The sequence below is a fragment of the Jongsikchunia kroppenstedtii DSM 45133 genome, from assembly GCF_000380485.1.
GTDB lineage: Bacteria > Actinomycetota > Actinomycetes > Mycobacteriales > Mycobacteriaceae > Jongsikchunia > Jongsikchunia kroppenstedtii.
In genome coordinates this window covers 60,782-80,204 of sequence record NZ_AQYG01000039.1, presented here as the reverse complement: position 1 = coordinate 80,204, position 19,423 = coordinate 60,782, and the positions used below count along the sequence as shown (strand labels likewise).

The following is a 19,423-nucleotide window of genomic DNA, read 5'->3' as shown; positions in this document are numbered from 1 at the left end:
CTGGCGAGATGCGTCCTCGCCGAAACCGCGGCCGAGGGCCACGAGCGCGCAGATTATCTGTCAGAGATACGGCGGCAAACGGCGATTATTGTCCGTGCTCGCTCCAGAGCCACAGAAAATCAGTGCTCGGCGACCGTCGCCAACACCCGTCGCACATGATCGGGCATGGCCGACCGGCGCAGCGCTCGCTGACCGCCGACGACGAATCGCACGCCGGTCAGTCCACGTGCCTGCAGGTGCCAGGCCAGCCATTCGGCGTCGTGGCCGTCGTCGGAGACCAGGATCCAGCGGGTGGCCGGCGCGGCGGCCGCGAGCGCATGGCCGCTGCCGGGCGTCAGCCGGTCGAGGACATCAGCAGGCTCGATCGCCAAGGCGCCCACGACGATTCCGTCGGTATCGCGGGTCTGCTGACCGCGGATGTCGACGGCATAGGCGCCTGCCGTGACCTCGTCGACGAAACGATCGGCGGTGATGGACAGCGGCACGGCCGACCGGCTCGCCACGACAGGCGTGCGGGTGGACGGTGCAGAAACGGAGGTGACAGAAACAGGGGTAACGGCCAAAGTCATGGCAGAGGGCTTTCGTGAGAAGAGATCAGGGCAGGCGTGGATGGGGCGCGAAGGCCCCTAGCGACACACCTGACAGCTCTTGCTCACGTCGAACAGTCTGACATACCCGTCTGACACGGCCAAGATTTCGATCGCACGAGGCGAAAGTCACACCGCCGCGCCCGACCGAGGCATTCAGAGGCCCTTGGCCCGCTGCTTCTCGTAGACGAGCCGCAGTCCGTCGAGAGTCAGGTACGGATGGTGCACGGTCAGCGTCGAGCATTCGTCGAACACCAACGGCGCGAGGAATCCGGAAGCGACGACCGTGACGTCGGCGGCATCGAAACCCGGGACCTCGGCACGCACCCGGCCGACCAGGCCGTCGACCTGCCCGGCGAATCCGTAGAGGATCCCCGACTGCAGCGCCTCGATCGTGTTCTTGCCGACGACGCTGCGCGGCGGGAGGAGCTCCACCTTGCGCAGGGTGACGGTGCGGGCGGCGAGCGCCTCGACCGCCAGGTCGATGCCCGGGGCGATCGCGCCGCCCAGGAATTCGCCCTTGGCGCTCACCGCGTCGACCAGCGTGGTGGTACCGAAATCGACCACGACACAGGCGGTTCCATAGATGTGATGCGCGGCAAGGGCGTTGGCGACCCGATCGGTGCCCACCTCTTTGGGGTTGTCGACCAGCAGCGGGACGCCGGTTCGCACGCCGGGTTCCAGCAGCACATGCGGGCCCGCGCCGAAATACTTCGGCAGCATCACCCGCATCTCGCGCAGCAGCGACGGCACCGTCGACAGGGCCGCGACCGCGGTCACCTGCTCGATGTCTGCGCCGAGCAGCCCGCGGATCGTCAGCGCCAGCTCGTCGGCCGTCATCCGCGGCTCGGTCCGCATGCGCCAGTCGCGCACCAGCCTCGCGTGATCACCGCGGCCCGCGAACACCCCAAGATGGATGTTCGTGTTGCCGACGTCCAGCGTGAGCAGCATCGTTACCGCGCGTCGGCGAGGATCCGCGGATCCAATAGATCCGAACCGTCGGGGACCTCGGCGGCATCCGTGCCGAGCTGCGTGATCTGGTTCTGCTCGTCGACGAACACCACATGCGGGCGGTAATGCGCCAGCTCCTGCTCGGAGTAGACGCCGTAGGCGATGAGGATCACCAGATCGCCCGGATGCACCAGATGCGCTGCCGCGCCATTGATTCCGAGCACCCCGCTGCCCCGTTCGCCGGCGATGATGTAGGTCTCGAGCCGGGCGCCGTTGGTGATGTCGACGATCGTGACCTGCTCGCCCTCGAGCAGGTCGGCGGCGTCGAGCAGGTCGGCGTCGACCGTCACCGATCCCACGTAGTGCAGATCGGCCTGGGTGACCGTCGCGCGGTGGATCTTGGACTTCATCATGGCGCGAAACATGGTGGCTAACTTCCCTTCTGGGCGAGTGACTCGCCGGATTCAGGACGATTCAGGAAGCCGGTGCCGATGGCGACGCCGACATTGTCGAGCAGACGGGTGGTTCCGAGTTTGGCGGCGACGAGCAGCCGGCCGTCGCCCTGCTCCGGCGGCGCTTCCAGCCAGGGTCCGCGGACCTCGAGATAGTCGACCTCGATCTCCGGCGCCTCGTTCAGTACGGCGGTGGCGGCGGCGAGAATTCCCTCGACCCCGCCGGCCGCGGCGTGCGCGCCGGCGATCAGCGCCGCGGACAACGTGGTGGCCAGCTCGCGCTGACGGGGGTCGAGATAAGCATTGCGGGACGACATCGCAAGCCCATCGGGTTCCCGAACCGTCGGCACGCCAACGATTTTCACATCGATGTTGAGATCGATCACCATCTGGCGGATCAGCGTCAACTGCTGATAGTCCTTCTCACCGAAGTACGCGGTGTGCGGATCCACGATGTTCAGCAGCTTCAGGACGACGGTCAGCATGCCCGCGAAATGCGTGGCCCGTGCGCGACCCTCCAGCTCGGCACCGAGCGGGCCCGGCTGCACCGTGGTCCGCGGCCCGGCCGGATACATATGGGCGACGGTCGGGGCGAACACGACCTCGACCCCTTCCGCGCGCAGCAGCTCGCAGTCCCGCTCGAAGGTGCGCGGGTACGCGTCGAGGTCCTCGCCCGCTCCGAACTGCAGCGGGTTGACGAAGATCGACACGAATACCGTTGCGCCGCCCAGCTTTGCGGCCCGCACCAGTTCCAGATGGCCGGCATGCAGCGCACCCATGGTCGGCACCAGCGCGACCTTGCGTCCGGTGGCCCGCAGCGCCCGGCTGATCCGGCTCACCACCGCCGGGTCGCGGTGCACGGAGAGTTCGCCCGGGACGAATGGCCGGGCCTCAGCGGAATTCAAGGAAGCACCTTCCGTCATTGCGGTCCCGCCAATACGTCCAGCAACGGCGCCGGGGCGTCGGTATAGGCCGCGGCCCGCCGCGACATCGCCCGGTACGCCACTGCCAGTTGCGGATCTGCCTCGTCGAGCGCTTCCAGATGCGCCGCGACCGCCGCCGCATCACCGCGCGCGACCGGACCGGTGAGGGCCGCCGGACCCGACCGCAGGGTGTTGTCGAGCGCGGCCGTCAGCAGCGGCTGCAGGATGCGTTCCGGGAGCCCGTCGGGAGCGTCGGTGATCGGCTCCTGGCCCGGAAGTTCTTGTCCGGCAAGGACGATCCGCAATGCGGCGACGGAGTCGCTGACCAGCGCGACCAGATGATTCGCGCCGTGCGCCAGCGCCGCGTGGTACAGCGTGCGGGCCTCTTCGCGCACCCGCACCGGCTCGCCGCCGATCTCCAGGACCAGGGCCTGCGCGATCGCGTAGCCGATGTCGTCCAACGCGGTGATGCCGAAGCAGGCGGTCCGCAGCCGCGTCAGATCCTCGTCCGCCCCGGTGAAGGTCATCGCCGGGTGGATCGCCAGCGGCGTCGCGCCCCGGGCGGTCAGCGGGTCGAGGATGCCGACCCCGTGCGCGCCGGCGGTGTGCGCGACGATCGTGCCCGGCCGGACCACCGCCGCCAATTCGTCGATGACGGACGTCAGCGCGCTGTCCGGAACCGCGATCACCAGCAGTTCGGCCACCGCGGCGACCGCGGCGAGATCGCCGATCTGCGAATCCGGGAGACGGCGCGCTACGAGCGCCTGAGAAGTAGGAGAAGAAGCAACGACACCGCCGACAACGTGTCCGGCCGCCTCGAGGGCGTGCCCGACGGCACTGCCGACGCGGCCACCCGAAACGACACCGACGGACAACCGCGCAGGCGCGGGCCAGGTGGTGCTCGAGGTCACCGGTTCCTCCAAGCGTGCGTTCCAGTCCCGAACTCGGGTACCAGACGATTACCAGGGTTGCGTTCGTGCAGCGCCCTGCGCTGACGTGCAGGGCCGAGCGTATTCGGCCGCTGGGAAACGCGCCACTTTCGTGTGACTGGCTTCACCCGCCTACCTCGGGCCACGAGTCAGCGGAAGCCACTGCTCAGTCGCGGCGACGCCGACGTCCGCCGCCCGACACCATCGATTGCGCGCCGTTGAGCAACTCCGAGACCGACCGTCCGCCGGTGTGTGCGCCGCGGCGGCCGCCGGTCGGCTCCTCCGCTTCCGGCGCAGCCGCATCGGTGCTCGCCGGTGCCGCGGGCGCACCGTGCCGGGCGTGCGACCCGGCCGATGAGGCCGCGTATTCCGGCTCCGGCACCGCGGCGGCGGGCTCGTCGTCGAGCAGGTCGGCGGGGATTCCATTGGGCCGCGAGATCGACTCCCATTCGTCCGTCGGGGTGTCATCGACCAGACCGCCGCGGCGCGACAACGGCTTGCCGTGCCGCCCGGCGGCCGCCGGCTCGACCGACTCGGCCTCGACGACGTTCCCCGTGGGCTCGGGCCGCGGGTTCTGCGTCTCGAACACCGTCTCGGTGTCGATGATGCCGGCTGCGTTCGCCTCATCCTCCGACGAATCATGTTCGGCCACAGCGATATCCGGTTCGACGACGGGGAAGGTCGCGGTCTGGGCCGACGCGCCGTGCTCGGCGGAATGCTGGCCGCCGGCGTCCGGCCGCGGGGTGCTCGCGAAGTCCTGCTCGGCAACGGCACCGTCGAAGACGGCACGGTGATCGACCGCCTCGACGCCGTGGCCGAGTTCGCGCAGCTTCTCGCGGCCCAGCGCGGTCTGCTCCTCGGGCAGTTCGCCGCCCACGAGGACCTCGACCGCCGACCGCAGCGACCGCAGCTCGGCCTTCAGCGCCGCGAGTTCCTCGTTGGCATTGCCGACGACCTCTTTGCGCACCTGCGCCTCGACGCCCATCTCGTACTGCCGGCGGGCCGTGATCTCGCGCTCCAGCTGCAACTCGTAGACCAGCCGCAGGTCCCGCGACTTGGCCTCGGCGGCATCGGCCTGCCGGCGGTACCGGGTCACCAGGATCGCGGCGATCACGCCGGCCCACAGCGCGGCCACCACCGCAAGAGCTGCCGCGATCGGCATGTTCTTGGCGGTGAAGATCATCAGGATGCTCGCGGCGACGGCGAGCACCAGCAATGCACCGATCAACCACTGTCCGGCACTGCGGCTCCTTCGCCGAGTGTCGGCCCCCCGGCCGGTCGAGGTCGTCATGCCGGTCAACATACCGTCCCGTGACCGTTTCCTCGATGACCTGCACCGGAAAGTCGCGAACTGGTCAGTACCGATCGTGCGCCGGCACCGTCGCGACGAGCCGACAACCTCCGTCCGAGCGTTCGGTACCCGCGCCGCACAACCACGGCAGCGGCGTGCTCAGAGGCGCCTTCGGAATACCGGCGACTCACGTACCGGTCGCGGGGTCGTCGCCCGAATCCTTCGGCACCCGGCAGCAGTACTCGAGCCACAGCGCGGCGGCGACCAGAGCCACCGCTCCCACCAGGCCGACGACCGCACCGGGCAGATCACGCCCGGCCGCGTCCAGCTCGCCGCGCTGGGTCAGCAGGAACACCAGCAATCCGACCCAGAATCCGGTGGCCAACGCGCCCAGCAACGCCGACGCCTTCGCCAGCGCGACGATCTTCGCCGCGGTCAACGGATGCAGCTGGCTCGAATCGGCACCCACTCCGCGATGCTCCAGTCGCGAGCGCACCACGAACGCGATGATCACCTCCAGCGCGGCGATCACGTACAGCGCGATTCCGGCCAGGAGCGGCAGCGAGGGCCAGTCCCCGTAGTCGACCCGCACCAGCAACCACGCGGCCACACCGGTGACGACGGCGATCGCCGCCAGGTCCCGGATCCGGGTCGGGCCGAGTCCGTTGGGGCTGCCGTCGTTCTTCGGCGTCGGTGCCGGCGCGCTCACGGCAGTTCCAATCGTTGCTCGATGACCGTGACGGCCTCACGCTCGTCGGCGGGCAGCGCCGCGACGAGTTCGGCCACCGGCGTCCCCGCCAACGATGCCGACGGGTCGGCGGCGAGCCATGGGATCAGCACGAAGGCCCGCTCATGCGCCCGCGGATGCGGGAGCGTCAACACCGGATCGTCGGAGACGACGTGCTGCACCGTCACCACGTCGACATCCAAAGTCCTGGGGCCCCAACGGACTTCCCGGACCCGCTCCGCGGCGTTCTCCAGTTCCTGGCCACGCGCCAGCCAGCCGCGCGCGTCCACCCTGGGGGCGTCCACGATCACGATCGCGTTGAGAAAATCGTCTTGTTCGACCGGCCCCCAGGGCGGGGTCCGATAGACCGGGGACAGCGAAACGATATGCGGCGCAAGATCGTTCACCACCGACTGCAGATGTTCCCACCGATCGCCGATATTCGAGCCGATCGAGAGCACGGCACGGCTCACCGCAGCCTCGCTCCGCCGGCGGATTTCCGGGAGCGGCGCACCACCACCGAGACGTCGCCGAACGACAGCGGGATCGGCGCCCCCGGCTTGTGCAGCGTGACCTCGGCGGCGGCCACCCGCGCGTCGGTCATGATGTCCTCGCAGATCTCGGTGGCGACGGTCTCGATGAGATCGCGCGGCGGGCCGGCCACGATGTCGTGGGCGCGCTGCGCCAGGGCGCCGTAGTCGACGGTGTCGGCGAGCTCGTCCGACAGCGCCGCCGGCGCGAGGTCCAGCCACAGCACCAGGTCGACGACGAAGTCCTGCCCATCCCGCCGCTCTTCCGGAAAGACCCCGTGGTGTCCACGAACGGCCAACCCGCGCAACTCGATTCGATCAGCCATCGACTCTCCCTCGCCGTCCTCGATCCGCCCACGCCGCCGTCACCGCGATCGCGTCGGCGGTGGACCGAACATCATGCACCCGCACGCCCCAGGCCCCCTGCTCTGCGGCCAGCGCCGACACCACCGCGGTCGCCACCTCGCGGCCGGCCGGTGGCCGCGGACCGTTCTCGTCGGCGAGCAGCGACCCGAGGAAGCGCTTGCGGGACGCGCCGATCAGGATCGGGAAGCCGAGTCCCACCAGGGTCGGCAGTTCGTGCAGCAGGGCCCAATTGTGTTCGGCCGCCTTGGCGAATCCGAGTCCGGGGTCGAGGATCAGCCGTTCGGGATCGACGCCGGCCTCGACCGCGTCATAGACCCGGCCCAGCAACTCGCCACTCACCTCGGCCACCACGTCTCGATAGCCCCCAATGTTGTCCACGCTGTGCAGATACTCGGCGCCGCCCAGTGCCCGCCAGTGCATCAGGATCCACTGAACTCCGGACGCGCCAACGACTTTCGCCATGTCGGGGTCGCCGCCACCGCCGGTGACATCGTTGACGATGCTCGCCCCGGCCTCGATGGCGGCCTCGGCGACGCTCGCGCGCATGGTGTCGACGGACACCGTGATTCCCGCGGCCACCAGCCCTTTCACGACGGGGACGACGCGATCCTGCTCGACCTCGGCCGGCACGCGCGCGGCGCCCGGCCGCGTCGACTCGCCGCCGACGTCGACGATGTCCGCACCGTCGCGTACCAACTGGACGCCATGCGCGATCGCCGCGTCCGCCTCGAGATAGCGACCGCCGTCGGAGAACGAATCGGCGGTCACGTTGACCACGCCCATGATTCGGGTCGTGCGGGAGCCGTTCGCCGATCGGCCATCGGAGGACTTGGCGGGTCCGCCCGGGATACGTGTACGGCCGGTGGTCACCGCGGCTATCCCTTGCGCGAGATCAGATCCAGTGCCTCACCGCGCGATACCGCGCTGGTCTTGAACAGGCCGCGCACCGCCGACGTCGTCGTCGTCGCCCCCGGCTTGCGAATACCGCGCATGGCCATGCAGAGATGCTCCGCCTCGATCACCACGATCACGCCGCGCGGATCGAGCCGCGCCACGATCGCGTCGGCGATCTGGCTGGTCAGCCGCTCCTGGACCTGCGGCCGCTTGGCATACAGGTCGACCAGCCGGGCCAGCTTCGACAGCCCGGTGACCTGACCGGTCTTGCCCGGGATGTACCCGACATGCGCGACGCCATGGAACGAGACCAGATGGTGCTCACAGGTCGAGTACATCGGGATGTCCTTGACCAGCACCAGCTCGTCGTGACCGACGTCGAAGGTGGTGGCCAGCACGTCGTCGGGATTGACATGCAAGCCGGCGAACACCTCGGCGTACGCGCGGGCCACGCGGCCCGGGGTCTCCTTGAGGCCGTCCCTGTCCGGGTCCTCGCCGACCGCGATCAACAACTCCCGCACGGCGGCCTCGGCGCGCGCCGCATCGAACGGCGCGATCGCGCGACCGTTGCGGCCGTCCGCCGCATCGCCGCGGTCACCCGACCCGGTCTGCATCGCCGCGAGTCCGTCGAGCGTCATCGTTATTGCGGTCCTTGTCCGTTGCGCGAGTCGGGCTCCTGCCCGGACCCGTTGTGCTCTCCGGGTGCCTGCTGCGGCGCGCCATTCGGGTGCGCCTGTCCGCCGGCCGGCGGCGGCCAGCCGGGAGCCGACCAGCCGGCCGGGGCCCCATAGTCGGGCGTCTGGCCCTGCTGCGGGTTCGGCGCTCCGGGGTAGCCCTGGTACGGCGGCGGGTATGCCGGCTGATTCGGATAGCTGCCCGGCGCGGGAGCCCCGGCCGGCGGGAAGCCGCCGGTGGCCGGGCCGACCGGCACCGGTTCCTTCACCTCTTCCGGGGGCCACGGCTCGCCGCGCTCGATCGCCAGCTCGCCCGGCGTCTTCACCGGCGGCTTGGTGCTCGGCGTACGGCCACCGAAGTCGTTGAACTCGGTGATCCGCGGACGGGTCTTGACGTTCTCGAAGATCTCCTCAAGATCTTTGCGGTGCAACGTCTCCCGCTCCAGGAGCGCCGTCGCCAGCTCGTCCAGCACATCGCGGTTCTCATTGAGGATCGCCCACGCCTCGGTGTGCGCGGCCTCGATCAGGCTGCGCACCTCGGTGTCGATCTCGACCGCGACCTCGTGCGAGTAGTCCGACTGCGTGCCCATCGACCGACCCAGGAACGGATCGCCCGACTCCTGCCCGTAGCGCACGGCGCCGAGCTTCGCCGACATGCCGTACTCCGTGACCATCGCGCGGGCGATCTTCGTCGCCTGATCGATGTCCGACGACGCCCCGGTGGTCGGCTCGTGGAACACCAGTTCCTCCGCCGCGCGGCCGCCCATCGCGAAGACCAGCCGGGCGATCATCTCCGACCGGGTCATCAGGCCCTTGTCGTCCTCCGGAACCGCGAGCGCGTGGCCGCCGGTGCGGCCGCGGGCCAGGATCGTCACCTTGTAGATCGGCTCGATGTCCTCCATCGCCCAACCCGCGAGCGTGTGGCCGCCCTCGTGGTAGGCGGTGATCTTCTTCTCCTGCTCGCTGATGATCTTGGACTTGCGCCGCGGGCCGCCGACGACGCGGTCGACCGACTCTTCGAGCGCATCGGCGGTGATGACCGACCCGTTCTCACGGGCGGTCAGCAGCGCGGCCTCGTTGATCACGTTGGCCAGGTCGGCGCCGGACATGCCGACGGTGCGCTTGGCCAGACCGTCGAGATCGGCGTCCGGGCTGATCGGCTTGCCGGCCGAGTGCACCTTGAGGATCGCGCGTCGTCCGGCCAGATCCGGGTTGCCGACCGGGATCTGGCGGTCGAAGCGGCCCGGGCGCAGCAGCGCCGGATCGAGGATGTCGGGACGGTTGGTCGCGGCGATCAGGATGACGCCCTGACGATCACCGAAACCGTCCATCTCGACGAGCAGCTGGTTCAGCGTCTGCTCGCGCTCGTCGTGACCGCCGCCGAGGCCGGCGCCGCGCTGGCGGCCGACCGCGTCGATCTCGTCGACGAAGATGATGCACGGGCTGTTGTTCTTGGCCTGCTCGAACAGGTCGCGGACCCGCGAAGCGCCGACGCCGACGAACATCTCCACGAAGTCCGAGCCGGAGATGGTGAAGAACGGGACGCCCGCCTCGCCCGCGACCGCCCGCGCGAGCAGCGTCTTACCGGTGCCGGGCGGGCCGTACAGCAGGACACCGCGCGGAATCTTGGCGCCGAGCGCCTGGTACCGCGACGGGTTCTGCAGGAAGTCCTTGATCTCGTAGAGCTCTTCGACCGCCTCGTCGGCACCCGCCACATCGGAGAATGTGGTCTTGGGCATGTCCTTGGTCAGCTGCTTGGCCTTCGACTTGCCGAAGCCCATCATTCCGCCGCGGCCGCCGCCCTGCATGCGGTTCATCACGAAGAAGAACAGCCCGAACAGCAGCACCAGCGGCAGGATGAAGATCAGCAGCTGCGTCAGGATGCTCTGCTGACTGACGTTGGTCTGATACGAGGCGCCGGAGTTCTGCACATCCTGGAAGATCTCGCCGGACGCGCGGTCCGGATACTTAGCGGAGATCTTCTTGGAGTTCTTGGTCGCATCATTCGGCGCCTTCAGCGTCATGCGCAGGCGCTGCTCTTTGTCGTCGATCTTGACGCTGTCGACGTTCTTGGCGTTCAACTGCGCGACGGCCACCGAGGTGTCGACGCTCTTGTAGTCGCGGTTGTTGTCCCGAAGGACCGAATAACCCCAGATCGCCAGCACGATGATCGCGAGGATCGCCAGGTTGCGAAAGACTGTCTTACGGTTCATAGAACTGCGCCAGGTATCCCGGCTGGTCCCTTCGATGTGCTCGGTGATGCGTATTCCGGGCACTCGCGTACCCAGTACCTAACTGTTCAGGCTACCTGTGAACGCATTGGCCGGGTCAGTTCGTTCCCGCTGGACGATGCTCGCCCGTCGTATCCTGATCAGCCCAATCGGCTGACGACCCAGTCGGCGGCGGCCGGATACCCCGTCGCGGCACCCAGGACGTGGTCCCCCGGAACGCTCACGTACTGCACATTCACTCCCCGATCGCGCTGGTCCTCGTAGAGCGCCTCCGTGCCCGCCGCCGGGATCCACTCGTCGTGCGCCGCATTGAACAGCAGCAACGGCCCGGCGAGCGGCGATCCGGTCAGCTTTGAATCGTTCAGCACATATTGCGCGACGGGATTGGCGTACGGATTGGCGAGCGTGGCGAACAGCCGCACCGGCAGGAAGGTCGCGCCCAACGTGGCGAGCTGGACGAAGCACTGATTCTGCAGCCCGACCGCACGGGCGAGATTCCCGCCGATCTCGGCATTCGTCGACGCGAGCTGCGTGAGTTCCGGGTACCGGCCGCGGATCAGCCCGACGATGGCCGCGATGTACAGCCCGGTCCCCAGCGATCCGTCCATCGTGTAGCGCAGCCGATCGAAATCGGCCGGGACGCCGCCCAGCGCCGAACCCGCGTAGTGCGCGAGCAGGCCCGGGCTGTAGTCCGCCATCATCTTGTCGGCCCACCCGGTGGCTATCGCGCCGCCGGAGTAGCCGACCATCGCGAATGTGGCGTCGCGGAACACCGGCTGGGCGGCATAGGTCGCGCGGATCGCGTCCAGCACGATCGGCCCCGCGGTATGACCGTCGGCGTAGGCCATGTGCGGGCCCTCATGGTCGGGCACGAGGACCGCATAGCCGCGCAGCAGCATCGCGGGAACCGCGACCGGTGGTGCCTCGACGATCGCGAGCTGATCCGCGTCATCGGTATGCAGCATGCGGTAACTCGGGGTGCATGTCGGCCCGAGCGAATCGATCGCGAAGTTGTCGACCAGCAGCGGCCGCGCGCCCGGGCCGTGCCACGGGGTCCCGGGGATCAGCAGTGTGGCGGTGCCGAAGCTGGGGGCGCCGAACGCGTCGGTCGTGCGGAACTTCAACAGCCACGCGCGAATCCCCGGCGCGAACCACTTGAGCTGCGCCATCGGGGTGACGTCGCGCGGGGGCACGATCAGCTCGCCGGGCGACAGCGCGGCCAGATCCGCCTGCGGCGCATCGAAGAACGGATCGCCGGTCGGCGACGGCTGAGCCATCCGCTGCAGGGTGCGCGCCAGTCGGCTCGGTGTGCCGGTCGGCGACGGGGCCGCCGCGGCGGTGGCGACGCCGGTCGCGAGGGTCAGCGCCAGACAACCCGTGGTTATCACCGACCGAGCCCACCGCATAGCTCACAGTAGACATATTGATGACATCAAATGTCGGATTAACTCAGCGCGTCGCGGACAGTTGATGGGGCAGCGCACCGGCACGCCCGACTCACGCAGCGTGCGTCGAACTCCGCGCCGTCTCGCGGGTGATCACCCACACCAGGCCCGCCGTGGCGGCCAGCGCGGCGGTCACCAGGAAGGCGCCGCCGAACCCGAGCTGATCGGCGATCACGCCCGCGATCACGGGTCCGACCACCGTGCCGCTGTCCTGCGCCATCTGATACGTCGACAACGCCGTGCCGCCGCGGCCCCCGTAGAGCACATCGGCGACGGTCGCCTGGATCACCGGCGCGACCATGCCCGTGCCCCAGCCGGCGACCATCGTCAGAATGAACGCCATCACCACCGAGTGCGTCATCGCCAGCGCCGCGGTGGCACCGGCGAGAATGAGCATTCCGACGATCAGAAAAGGCCTGCGGCCGAAGCGATCCGACGCACGTCCGGCCGGAATCATCACCATCACGTCGCCGACCGCATAGGTGGCCAGCGCGAAGCCGGCGATCGCGGCGGACTCACCGAGATGGTCCGCGAAGAATAGCGGCACCAGCGATATCCGCATGGCGTATACCCAGCCGAAGACCACCGCGGTCAGCAGGGCCGCCCGATAGGCGTTGTCACGCAGCGCATCACGAACGTCAGTGCCCGCGGTCACCGGCCCCGCCGGGGCGGCGAGATGGGAGCCCCGCAGCGCCAACCACACCACCGACGTCGCCACCACCAGGGCGACCGCATAGACGACGAACGGCACGCGCAGGCCGAACCCCACCAGCGCCCCGCCGATGAGCGGGCCGGTGATGTTGCCGAGCACGAAGCTCGACGAGTACACACCGGACACCCGGCCGCGGATCTTCGGCGGCGCGATCCGGATCAGCAGACCCATCGCCGACACCGTGAACATCACCGAGCCGACACCGCCGAGGCCGCGCAGAACCAGTAGCTGCCAATAGTTTTGAGCGAACGCGCAGGCCAGCGTGGACGCCGCGACGATCAGCAGCCCGACCATGTAGATCGGCCGCTCGCCCAGTTTGCGCACCAGCGGACCGGTGGCCGGCGCGAACGCCAGCCGCATCAGGGCGAAAGCGCTGACCACCACGGTCGCCGCGGCGATGGAGACATCGAAGCTGCGGGCGAACTCGGGCAGCACGGGGGCCACCACGCCGTAACCGAGCGCGATGACGAAGGCGGCCGCGACGAGGACCCAGACCTCGGCGGGAATTCCTGGGCGTGCCTCGGCGTCGCCGATTGCGTTGTCGGTCAACGCCGCATCGGCCGGCTCAGAATCCGGGGGCGACACGCTGCCAGGGCCGCGCCCGCTCGATCTGCGCCGCCAGCGCCAGCATCGTCTTCTCCGACCCCGGACGTCCGGCGACATGGATCGCGAGCGGCGTGTTCGTCACCGGGTGCACCCCGAACGGCACCGACATGGCCGGCCAGCCGATCACGTTGAAGACGCCCTGGAACGGCGCGTAGTTCACGTTCGCCCAGATGTTCGCCGCCCAGCTCTTGGTGCTCCAATACCGGGCCTCGAGAGGCGGCCGGGCCAGCGCGGGCGTCATCAGCAGATCGGCGCCTGCGGAATCCAGGTATGCGGCAACGGAATCAGCGATCCGGTCGCGCTGCGCGTCGGTGACCAGTCCGCGCTTGTTGACCTGCTTGCCGAGCGCGACGTGGAACTTGGTGCGCGACTGCAGCTTCGACACGTCGCCGCCGTGTTCGGCGATGTCCTGGGCATCCGCGGCCGAACCGCCGAGCCAGCGCAGGAACAGCGGCAGCGGATTCTTCGGATACGGCAGATCGCTGTGCACCGCCGTGTGTCCGAGCTCCGGCAGCAGATCGACGGCCCGCTGCAGCGCGTTGGCGAAATGCGTATCGGTGCGGCCGCCGACCAGCGGATGGTTGGCGGCCACCGCGATCGTCAACGGCCCGTCGCCGGACACTGTCGCATAGCTCGGATCATCGGCCAGGACACTCAGCATCAGAGCCGCGTCGGCGACGGTCGTGGCGATCGGGCCGTTCTCGCTCATGCCGTACCAGCCGTTGCCCCCGAACTCGGCCGGCACGACCCCGGGGCCCGGCTTGATGCCGAAGAGCCCGCAGTCGGCCGACGGTATCCGGATCGATCCGAGACCGTCGTTGCCGTGCGCGACATCGACCTGACCGCTGGCCACCGCCGCGGCCGAACCGCCCGACGACCCGCCGCACGTGCGGTCGGTGTTCCACGGGTTACGGCTGATCACGTCCGGGTTGTCGGTCGCGCCCCACATGCACAGCTCGGGGACTGCCGTGATGCCTACGACGATCGCACCGGCGTCACGCAGGCGATGCACCACGGTGTGGTCGGTCGGCTGCGGCGCACGGGACGTCGCCTTCGAGCCGATCGTCATCGGTTCACCGGCGACCTGCACGTTGTCCTTGATCGCCACCGGAACGCCGGCCAGCGGCAGCGACGCCAGATCCGCGCGCGCCGCCAGTTCGTCCGCCTCCGCCAGCGCCTTCTCGGCGCGCACCGCCACGAATGCGTGAATCGTGGTGTCGTTGGCGGAGATTCGATCGAGCGCCGCCTGCACGGTCTGCCGCGGCGTCAGCTCCCCCGCCCGAACGGCGGCCGCCGTCTCGACCGCGGTCATCAGGACAGATCCTGCGGATCGGAGTACACGGACGGATTGAGCCGGCCCACGTAATGCAGGTCCCGGTAGCGCTCGTTGAAGTCGAGACCGTAGCCGACGACGAAGTCGTTCGGGATGTCGAAGCCGACATCGGCCACCTCGATGGTGGTGCGCACCGCGTCGGGCTTGCGGAGCAGCGTCACCACCTCCAGCGACCGCGGGTTGCGGGTGCGCAGGTTGCGCATCAGCCACGACAGCGTGAGGCCGGAGTCGATGATGTCCTCGACGATCAGCACGTCGCGGCCCTCGATGTCGCGGTCGAGATCCTTGAGGATGCGCACCACACCGGATGACGACGTCGCCGATCCGTACGACGACACCGCCATGAACTCCATCTGCGACGGGATCGGCAGCGCCCGTGCGAAGTCGGTCATGAACATGACCGCGCCCTTGAGGACACCGATCAGCACCAGGTCCTGTGAGATGTCGCGGTAGCGCTCGGCCACGGCGTGCGCCAGCTCGGCGGTCCGGGTCCGGATCTGTTCTTCGGTGATGAGAACGGCTTCGATGTCGGCTCCGTACGGATCCCGGTCTTCGCTCACCGGTCAAGCGTGCCATATCGGCCGAACGGTCACGTCCCCCGACCGGACACTCGCGTTCGTCCACCGGACACTCACGTTCGTCGACCGGACACTCAGATCCATCGAGTGGACTGGTCGATCCGGTCGGCGCGCATGAGGGTCCACTCGGCGCACCTCAAGGTCCACTCGGCGAGCGTGAGGATCCGGTCGGCGATCAGCGCGGGGTGCTCCCGGTCTGCAGCCGGCCGTCGATCAGCATCGCCACCAGCCGATGCTCACGGTCGCCGCCGATCGCGACCTGCGCGTCCCGCGTGCGACCGCAGACCAGCCGGTCGACCGCCTCGATGGTCGCCGCGCTCGGTTCGGTCGCCCCCACCCGCAGCAGCCAGCCCCGCACCACCCGGGTGCGGATCGCGACCGGCCAGCGCGCCAGATCGGGACTGTCGACGGTGAGCCCGGCGGAGATCTCGTCCAGCGCCGCGTCGGCCTCGCGTACCTGATCGGCGGTGCGCGCCAACGCGGCAGCCACCCCGCCCTGGCAGACGTCCTCCAACAGCGGCAGCACCTCGCGGCGCAGGCGCACCCGGGTGAATCGCGGGTCGACGTTGTGCGGGTCGCGATACGGCTCGATGCCGAGTTCGGTGCAGGCCGCCTCGGTCTCGGGCCGCGCCACTCCCAGCAGCGGCCGCCCCCACGGCGCGCGCCACGGCGCCATGCCGGCGATCGACCGCAGCCCCGAGCCCCGCGCGAGGCCCAGCAGCACCGTTTCGGCCTGGTCGTCGCGAGTGTGGGCGAGCAGCACCGGCCGGCCGTCGCGAATGCTGTCGAACGCCGCGTAGCGCGCGCGGCGGGCGGCGGCTTCCGGGCCGCCGGCGGTGTCGACATCCACGGCGATCACCTCGCTGGTGGCACCCCACCCCGCGGCGACCGCAGCCGCCGTCGCCGCCACCGCGTGCGAGCCCGGCTGCAGCCGATGATCGACGACCACCGCATGCACGTCGAGACCGGCTGCCACGCAGGCCGCGGTCAGCGCCAGCGAGTCGGTCCCGCCCGACAACCCGACGCAGACGCGATCGCCGAGGCCGAACTCCACCGCGAAGTCGGCGACGCGGCGGCTGAGCGCGGCGGTTACAGGACCCGGTCGATCCATAGCCGCGGTGTCGCGATCTCCTCGGGCCGCGGCATGGTCTCCGGGCCGGTCCAGATCGTGTTGAAGCGGGCCATGCCGGCGGTCGCCACCACCTCGTCGACGAACGCCTTGCCCTTGATGTACTGCGCCATCTTGGCGTCCATGCCGAGGAGGGCACGCAGGATGCGCTGCATCGGATTCTGCTTGCGGGTGCGCCGGGCATCAAACGCCTCGCGGATCGCAGCGACTGTCGGAACCTTCTGCGGACCAACGGCATCCATCACGTGATCGGCATGGCCCTCGAGCACCGTGCCGAGCATCATCATCCGGGTGAAGGCCTCGTACTGCTCCGGCGTCTGCAGCAGCTGCATCGCGCCGATGACGCCCTTCTCGCGCGGCTTGTCGGACTTCACCGCGGCCGCGATGCGGCTGACGAGTTCGTTCACCGACTCGCCCGACTCCGCGGTGAGCACGTCGATGTTCTGGCGCATGTAGTCGCGCAGCCAGGGATTCGCCGAGAACTGCACCCGATGGGTCACCTCGTGCAGGCACACCCAGAGCCGAAAGTCCTTGGGCACCACGTGCAGCGCCCGCTCGACCGCGATGATGTTCGGCAGCACCAGCAGCAGCGTGCCGTCGGCACCGGAGACCGGGTCGGGCGTGAACGGGTCGTACTGACCCAGGATCGCCGACGACAGGAGCGACAGCACACCTCCGGCCTGCGCGCCCGACAGTCGCGCCGAGATGCCGGTGCTGTGTGAGGTGCCGTCGCCGCCGAGCATCACCGACATCGACTGTGCCGCAGCCGAAATCCATTCGCCGCGGTCGAGCACCCGCGCGGTCGGCACCACGTGCCCGTCGGCCAGGCGAGTCACCTCACGGACCGGTTCTTCGGCAGCGGCGGACGCGGCGATCAGCTCGCCGCGCGCCAGGTCGCGGGTGTAGTCGGTGGTCTTCGGCCCGGGCCGCACCAGCTTCCGGCCGAGCGACGCGGCCGTACCCCAATCGACCCGATCGGCGATGGGGGTCGACTCACCCTTGTCGGCGGAATCAGCTCCGTTGCTTGCTGATTCGTTCATCGGCAGCCACATCCGCGCAGCGAGGATGCGACCGCATCCAGGCCCAGCCGCGACTTGTTGATGTCGCCGCCGGCCATCAGGGCGAAGGTGAGCACGCGGCCGTCGGTGTCCTGCACGATGCCGGCCAGGGTGTTGACGCCGGTGAGCGTGCCGGTCTTGGCTCGCACCCAACCGGCGACGCCATTGGCGGCGAACCGGTCGGACAGCGTGCCGTCGACGCCGCCGATCGCCAGCATGTCCAGCAGCGGCCGCAGCTTCGGATTCTGTCCCGACGCCGCGCCGAGCAGCACGTGGTCCAGGGTGTCCGGGCTGATCAGATTCGCCGTCGACATGCCGCTGGTGTCATGCAGGAAGGTCGACCCGAGATCGAACTGGTTGGTGGTCAACACATTCTGCACGGCGGCGACACCGCCGGCGAGCGACGCCGGACCGCCGGTCGCCCGCGAGATCTCGATCGACACGGTCTCGGCCAGGATGTTGTCGCTGTCGCGGATCATGTCGCCGAGCCGGGTGAGCAGCGGCGCCGACTTCACCGAGGCGACCACCGGTGCGCCGGCCGGGGCTGTCGCGGTGGTCACGGCACCGGAGACGCCGAGGTCGGCGGCGAGCGTCTTGCCGACATCCAGCGCGGGCGTGGCCGTGCGCGGCGAGTAGTCCTTGAGCGGCTGCAGCCGGCCGCCGTCGGCGATCAACGGCTGGATCGGCGTCAGGTTGCCGCCGGCGATGTCGTCGCGATCCCAGGTGGAATCCCAGTCGGAGCCGGTGAACGCACCGGTGTCGATCGCGATCGACGTGGGATCGAGGCCCTTCGCCCGGATCTGGTCGGCCAGCGCGGAGATCCGCGGCGCATCCGTATAGAAAGTCGGCTGCCCGTCCGGCTGCACCGACAGGGTGGGATCGCCGGCGCCGACCAGGATCAGCTGGCCGCCCGGACCCTGCACGACGTTGGTCGTAAGGGTGGCGTCCGGCGGCAGCGCCAGCAACGCGGCGCTGACCGTCAGCAGTTTGGTGGTCGACGCGGGGGTGCGCTTCTCGTCGGGGTCGTGCGACCAGAGCACCTGGCCGGTGGCCGCATCGGTGATCTGTCCGGTGACGTCGGCGATATCCGGGTTGGCGAGCGCCGGCTTGATCTCCTGCGCGATCCCCGCCGGGGTGGGCACGGGTGCCGCCGCGGCGACCGGATTGATGCGTTGGACCACGGTCGGGGGCGCGGGTTCGGGCGAGCTGGTGGTGCTCTTGTCGACTCGCAGCGCATAGATCAGCGCGACCGCAGCAACCGCTACGACCACGACGAACACCACCGCAAACCACGCAAGCCCCGGGCGTTTGCGCAACTATCCCTCCGGTTCACCGTTGGCGCCGATGCCGACGCCCGCTCCTGGCGCATCGCGTCAGGTCTTCTGACAGGGCCCCGGCGCGGTGCACCAGGGTTTCCTACCGGCGCGTAGCGCCAGCCCTTCCTAACAGTATCGTTGAGGCGATTATCACCGGCCGAACCATCAGCAGGAGGACCCCGACGTGGAGTTTGACGTCACCATCGAGATCCCGAAGGGACAGCGCAACAAGTACGAGGTCGACCACGAGTCGGGCCGCGTCAAGTTGGACCGCTACCTCTACACGTCGTTCGGCTACCCCGCCGACTACGGCTTCCTGGAGAACACCCTGGGCGAAGACGGCGATCCGCTGGACGCCCTGGTGCTGCTGCCAGAGTCGGTCTACCCGGGCGTGATCGTCGAGGCCCGCGTGGTCGCGATGTTCCAGATGACCGACGAGGCCGGCGGCGACGACAAGCTGCTCTGCGTCCCGGCCGGTGACCCCCGCTGGGATCACATCCAGGATCTGGCCGACGTGCCGGACTACGAGCTCAAGGCGATCCAGCACTTCTTCGAGCACTACAAGGACCTGGAGCCGGGCAAAGAGGTCTCGGCGGCCGGCTGGGTCGGCCGCGAGCAGGCCGAGAAGGTCGCCCGCGAGGCGCAGGATCGGTTCCCCGGACACTGATCCGATAAGAAGCCCGAACAGGGG

At 69.3% G+C, this 19,423-nt stretch carries 20 protein-coding genes; 1 reads left to right on the top strand and 19 read right to left on the bottom strand.

Going from position 1 to position 19,423, the window contains the following annotated elements:
* Positions 1-119 precede the first annotated feature (119 nt).
* The 19 genes from G341_RS0104615 to dacB all read right to left on the bottom strand — a co-directional run bounded on the left by G341_RS0104615 (position 120) and on the right by dacB (position 18,732).
* A complete protein-coding gene (locus tag G341_RS0104615) occupies positions 120-485 on the bottom strand; it encodes a hypothetical protein (RefSeq protein ID WP_425402064.1) in 366 nt (121 codons plus the stop codon).
* Positions 486-743: 258 nt separating this feature from the next.
* Complete coding sequence (locus G341_RS0104610; protein WP_018177942.1) at positions 744-1,538, bottom strand: type III pantothenate kinase; 795 nt, start codon at positions 1,536-1,538, stop codon at positions 744-746.
* 2 nt (positions 1,539-1,540) lie between these two features.
* On the bottom strand, positions 1,541-1,963 hold the full coding sequence (gene panD, locus G341_RS0104605) for an aspartate 1-decarboxylase (protein WP_018177941.1): 423 nt from the start codon (positions 1,961-1,963) through the stop codon (positions 1,541-1,543).
* 5 nt (positions 1,964-1,968) lie between these two features.
* Entirely contained in the window at positions 1,969-2,913 is a 945-nt protein-coding gene (gene panC / locus G341_RS0104600; protein WP_051092645.1) for a pantoate--beta-alanine ligase, read from the bottom strand.
* Positions 2,910-3,824 carry a Rossmann-like and DUF2520 domain-containing protein gene (locus G341_RS0104595; RefSeq protein WP_026303249.1) on the bottom strand — a complete coding sequence of 305 codons (915 nt, stop codon included), beginning with the start codon at positions 3,822-3,824 and terminating at the stop codon, positions 2,910-2,912. The genes panC and G341_RS0104595 overlap by 4 nt, the downstream gene beginning before the upstream one ends.
* A gap of 184 nt (positions 3,825-4,008) precedes the next feature.
* Complete coding sequence (locus G341_RS0104590) at positions 4,009-5,133, bottom strand: DUF6779 domain-containing protein (protein ID WP_026303248.1); 1,125 nt, start codon at positions 5,131-5,133, stop codon at positions 4,009-4,011.
* A 187-nt stretch (positions 5,134-5,320) separates the two neighbouring features.
* Positions 5,321-5,842 (bottom strand): DUF3180 domain-containing protein, encoded by a 522-nt coding sequence (locus G341_RS0104585; RefSeq protein ID WP_018177937.1) that lies wholly within the window; start codon positions 5,840-5,842, stop codon positions 5,321-5,323.
* Positions 5,839-6,333, bottom strand: coding sequence for a 2-amino-4-hydroxy-6-hydroxymethyldihydropteridine diphosphokinase (gene folK, locus G341_RS0104580; protein WP_018177936.1), 495 nt, complete (start codon positions 6,331-6,333; stop codon positions 5,839-5,841). The genes G341_RS0104585 and folK overlap by 4 nt, the downstream gene beginning before the upstream one ends.
* Positions 6,330-6,716 (bottom strand): dihydroneopterin aldolase, encoded by a 387-nt coding sequence (gene folB, locus G341_RS0104575; RefSeq protein ID WP_018177935.1) that lies wholly within the window; start codon positions 6,714-6,716, stop codon positions 6,330-6,332. Before folB ends, folK begins: the two co-directional genes overlap by 4 nt.
* A complete protein-coding gene (gene folP / locus G341_RS0104570) occupies positions 6,709-7,539 on the bottom strand; it encodes a dihydropteroate synthase (protein ID WP_026303247.1) in 831 nt (276 codons plus the stop codon). Before folP ends, folB begins: the two co-directional genes overlap by 8 nt.
* Before the next feature lie 92 nt (positions 7,540-7,631).
* Positions 7,632-8,264: a GTP cyclohydrolase I FolE gene (folE, locus tag G341_RS0104565; protein WP_245556914.1), complete on the bottom strand. Its 633-nt coding sequence runs from the start codon at positions 8,262-8,264 to the stop codon at positions 7,632-7,634.
* 26 nt (positions 8,265-8,290) lie between these two features.
* The gene (ftsH, locus tag G341_RS20970; RefSeq protein ID WP_018177932.1) at positions 8,291-10,537 is read right to left on the bottom strand and encodes an ATP-dependent zinc metalloprotease FtsH; all 2,247 of its coding nucleotides are present in this window, start codon (positions 10,535-10,537) and stop codon (positions 8,291-8,293) included.
* A gap of 158 nt (positions 10,538-10,695) precedes the next feature.
* Complete coding sequence (locus tag G341_RS20965; RefSeq protein WP_162140698.1) at positions 10,696-11,943, bottom strand: lipase family protein; 1,248 nt, start codon at positions 11,941-11,943, stop codon at positions 10,696-10,698.
* Between the two features lie 109 nt (positions 11,944-12,052).
* Positions 12,053-13,297 carry an MFS transporter gene (locus G341_RS0104550; protein ID WP_018177930.1) on the bottom strand — a complete coding sequence of 415 codons (1,245 nt, stop codon included), beginning with the start codon at positions 13,295-13,297 and terminating at the stop codon, positions 12,053-12,055.
* On the bottom strand, positions 13,278-14,630 hold the full coding sequence (locus G341_RS0104545) for an amidase (RefSeq protein ID WP_018177929.1): 1,353 nt from the start codon (positions 14,628-14,630) through the stop codon (positions 13,278-13,280). The genes G341_RS0104550 and G341_RS0104545 overlap by 20 nt, the downstream gene beginning before the upstream one ends.
* The gene (gene hpt, locus G341_RS0104540; protein WP_018177928.1) at positions 14,630-15,211 is read right to left on the bottom strand and encodes a hypoxanthine phosphoribosyltransferase; all 582 of its coding nucleotides are present in this window, start codon (positions 15,209-15,211) and stop codon (positions 14,630-14,632) included. Before hpt ends, G341_RS0104545 begins: the two co-directional genes overlap by 1 nt.
* Positions 15,212-15,404: 193 nt before the next feature.
* Positions 15,405-16,340 (bottom strand): tRNA lysidine(34) synthetase TilS, encoded by a 936-nt coding sequence (gene tilS, locus G341_RS0104535; protein WP_018177927.1) that lies wholly within the window; start codon positions 16,338-16,340, stop codon positions 15,405-15,407.
* Entirely contained in the window at positions 16,319-17,398 is a 1,080-nt protein-coding gene (locus G341_RS0104530; RefSeq protein WP_245556909.1) for a zinc-dependent metalloprotease, read from the bottom strand. The genes tilS and G341_RS0104530 overlap by 22 nt, the downstream gene beginning before the upstream one ends.
* The gene (gene dacB / locus G341_RS0104525; protein ID WP_051092643.1) at positions 17,395-18,732 is read right to left on the bottom strand and encodes a D-alanyl-D-alanine carboxypeptidase/D-alanyl-D-alanine endopeptidase; all 1,338 of its coding nucleotides are present in this window, start codon (positions 18,730-18,732) and stop codon (positions 17,395-17,397) included. The genes G341_RS0104530 and dacB overlap by 4 nt, the downstream gene beginning before the upstream one ends.
* Before the next feature lie 184 nt (positions 18,733-18,916).
* On the opposite strand from dacB, the gene G341_RS0104520 reads away from it, so the two are divergent.
* Positions 18,917-19,399, top strand: a complete 483-nt coding sequence (locus tag G341_RS0104520; protein WP_018177924.1) for an inorganic diphosphatase — start codon at positions 18,917-18,919, stop codon at positions 19,397-19,399.
* The last annotated feature ends 24 nt before the right edge of the window (positions 19,400-19,423 follow it).

What these genes read in the sequence shown, in the direction of transcription:
- G341_RS0104610 (WP_018177942.1), bottom strand. Translation starts at nt 1,538, where the DNA reads ATGCTGCTCACGCTGGACGTCGGCAACACGAACATCCATCTTGGGGTG.
- tilS (WP_018177927.1), bottom strand. Translation starts at nt 16,340, where the DNA reads ATGGATCGACCGGGTCCTGTAACCGCCGCGCTCAGCCGCCGCGTCGCC.
- folP (WP_026303247.1), bottom strand. Translation starts at nt 7,539, where the DNA reads ATGGGCGTGGTCAACGTGACCGCCGATTCGTTCTCCGACGGCGGTCGC.
- G341_RS0104545 (WP_018177929.1), bottom strand. Translation starts at nt 14,630, where the DNA reads ATGACCGCGGTCGAGACGGCGGCCGCCGTTCGGGCGGGGGAGCTGACG.
- G341_RS0104530 (WP_245556909.1), bottom strand. Translation starts at nt 17,398, where the DNA reads ATGAACGAATCAGCAAGCAACGGAGCTGATTCCGCCGACAAGGGTGAG.
- panC (WP_051092645.1), bottom strand. Translation starts at nt 2,913, where the DNA reads ATGACGGAAGGTGCTTCCTTGAATTCCGCTGAGGCCCGGCCATTCGTC.
- folB (WP_018177935.1), bottom strand. Translation starts at nt 6,716, where the DNA reads ATGGCTGATCGAATCGAGTTGCGCGGGTTGGCCGTTCGTGGACACCAC.
- ftsH (WP_018177932.1), bottom strand. Translation starts at nt 10,537, where the DNA reads ATGAACCGTAAGACAGTCTTTCGCAACCTGGCGATCCTCGCGATCATC.
- folE (WP_245556914.1), bottom strand. Translation starts at nt 8,264, where the DNA reads ATGCAGACCGGGTCGGGTGACCGCGGCGATGCGGCGGACGGCCGCAAC.
- G341_RS0104590 (WP_026303248.1), bottom strand. Translation starts at nt 5,133, where the DNA reads ATGACGACCTCGACCGGCCGGGGGGCCGACACTCGGCGAAGGAGCCGC.
- panD (WP_018177941.1), bottom strand. Translation starts at nt 1,963, where the DNA reads ATGTTTCGCGCCATGATGAAGTCCAAGATCCACCGCGCGACGGTCACC.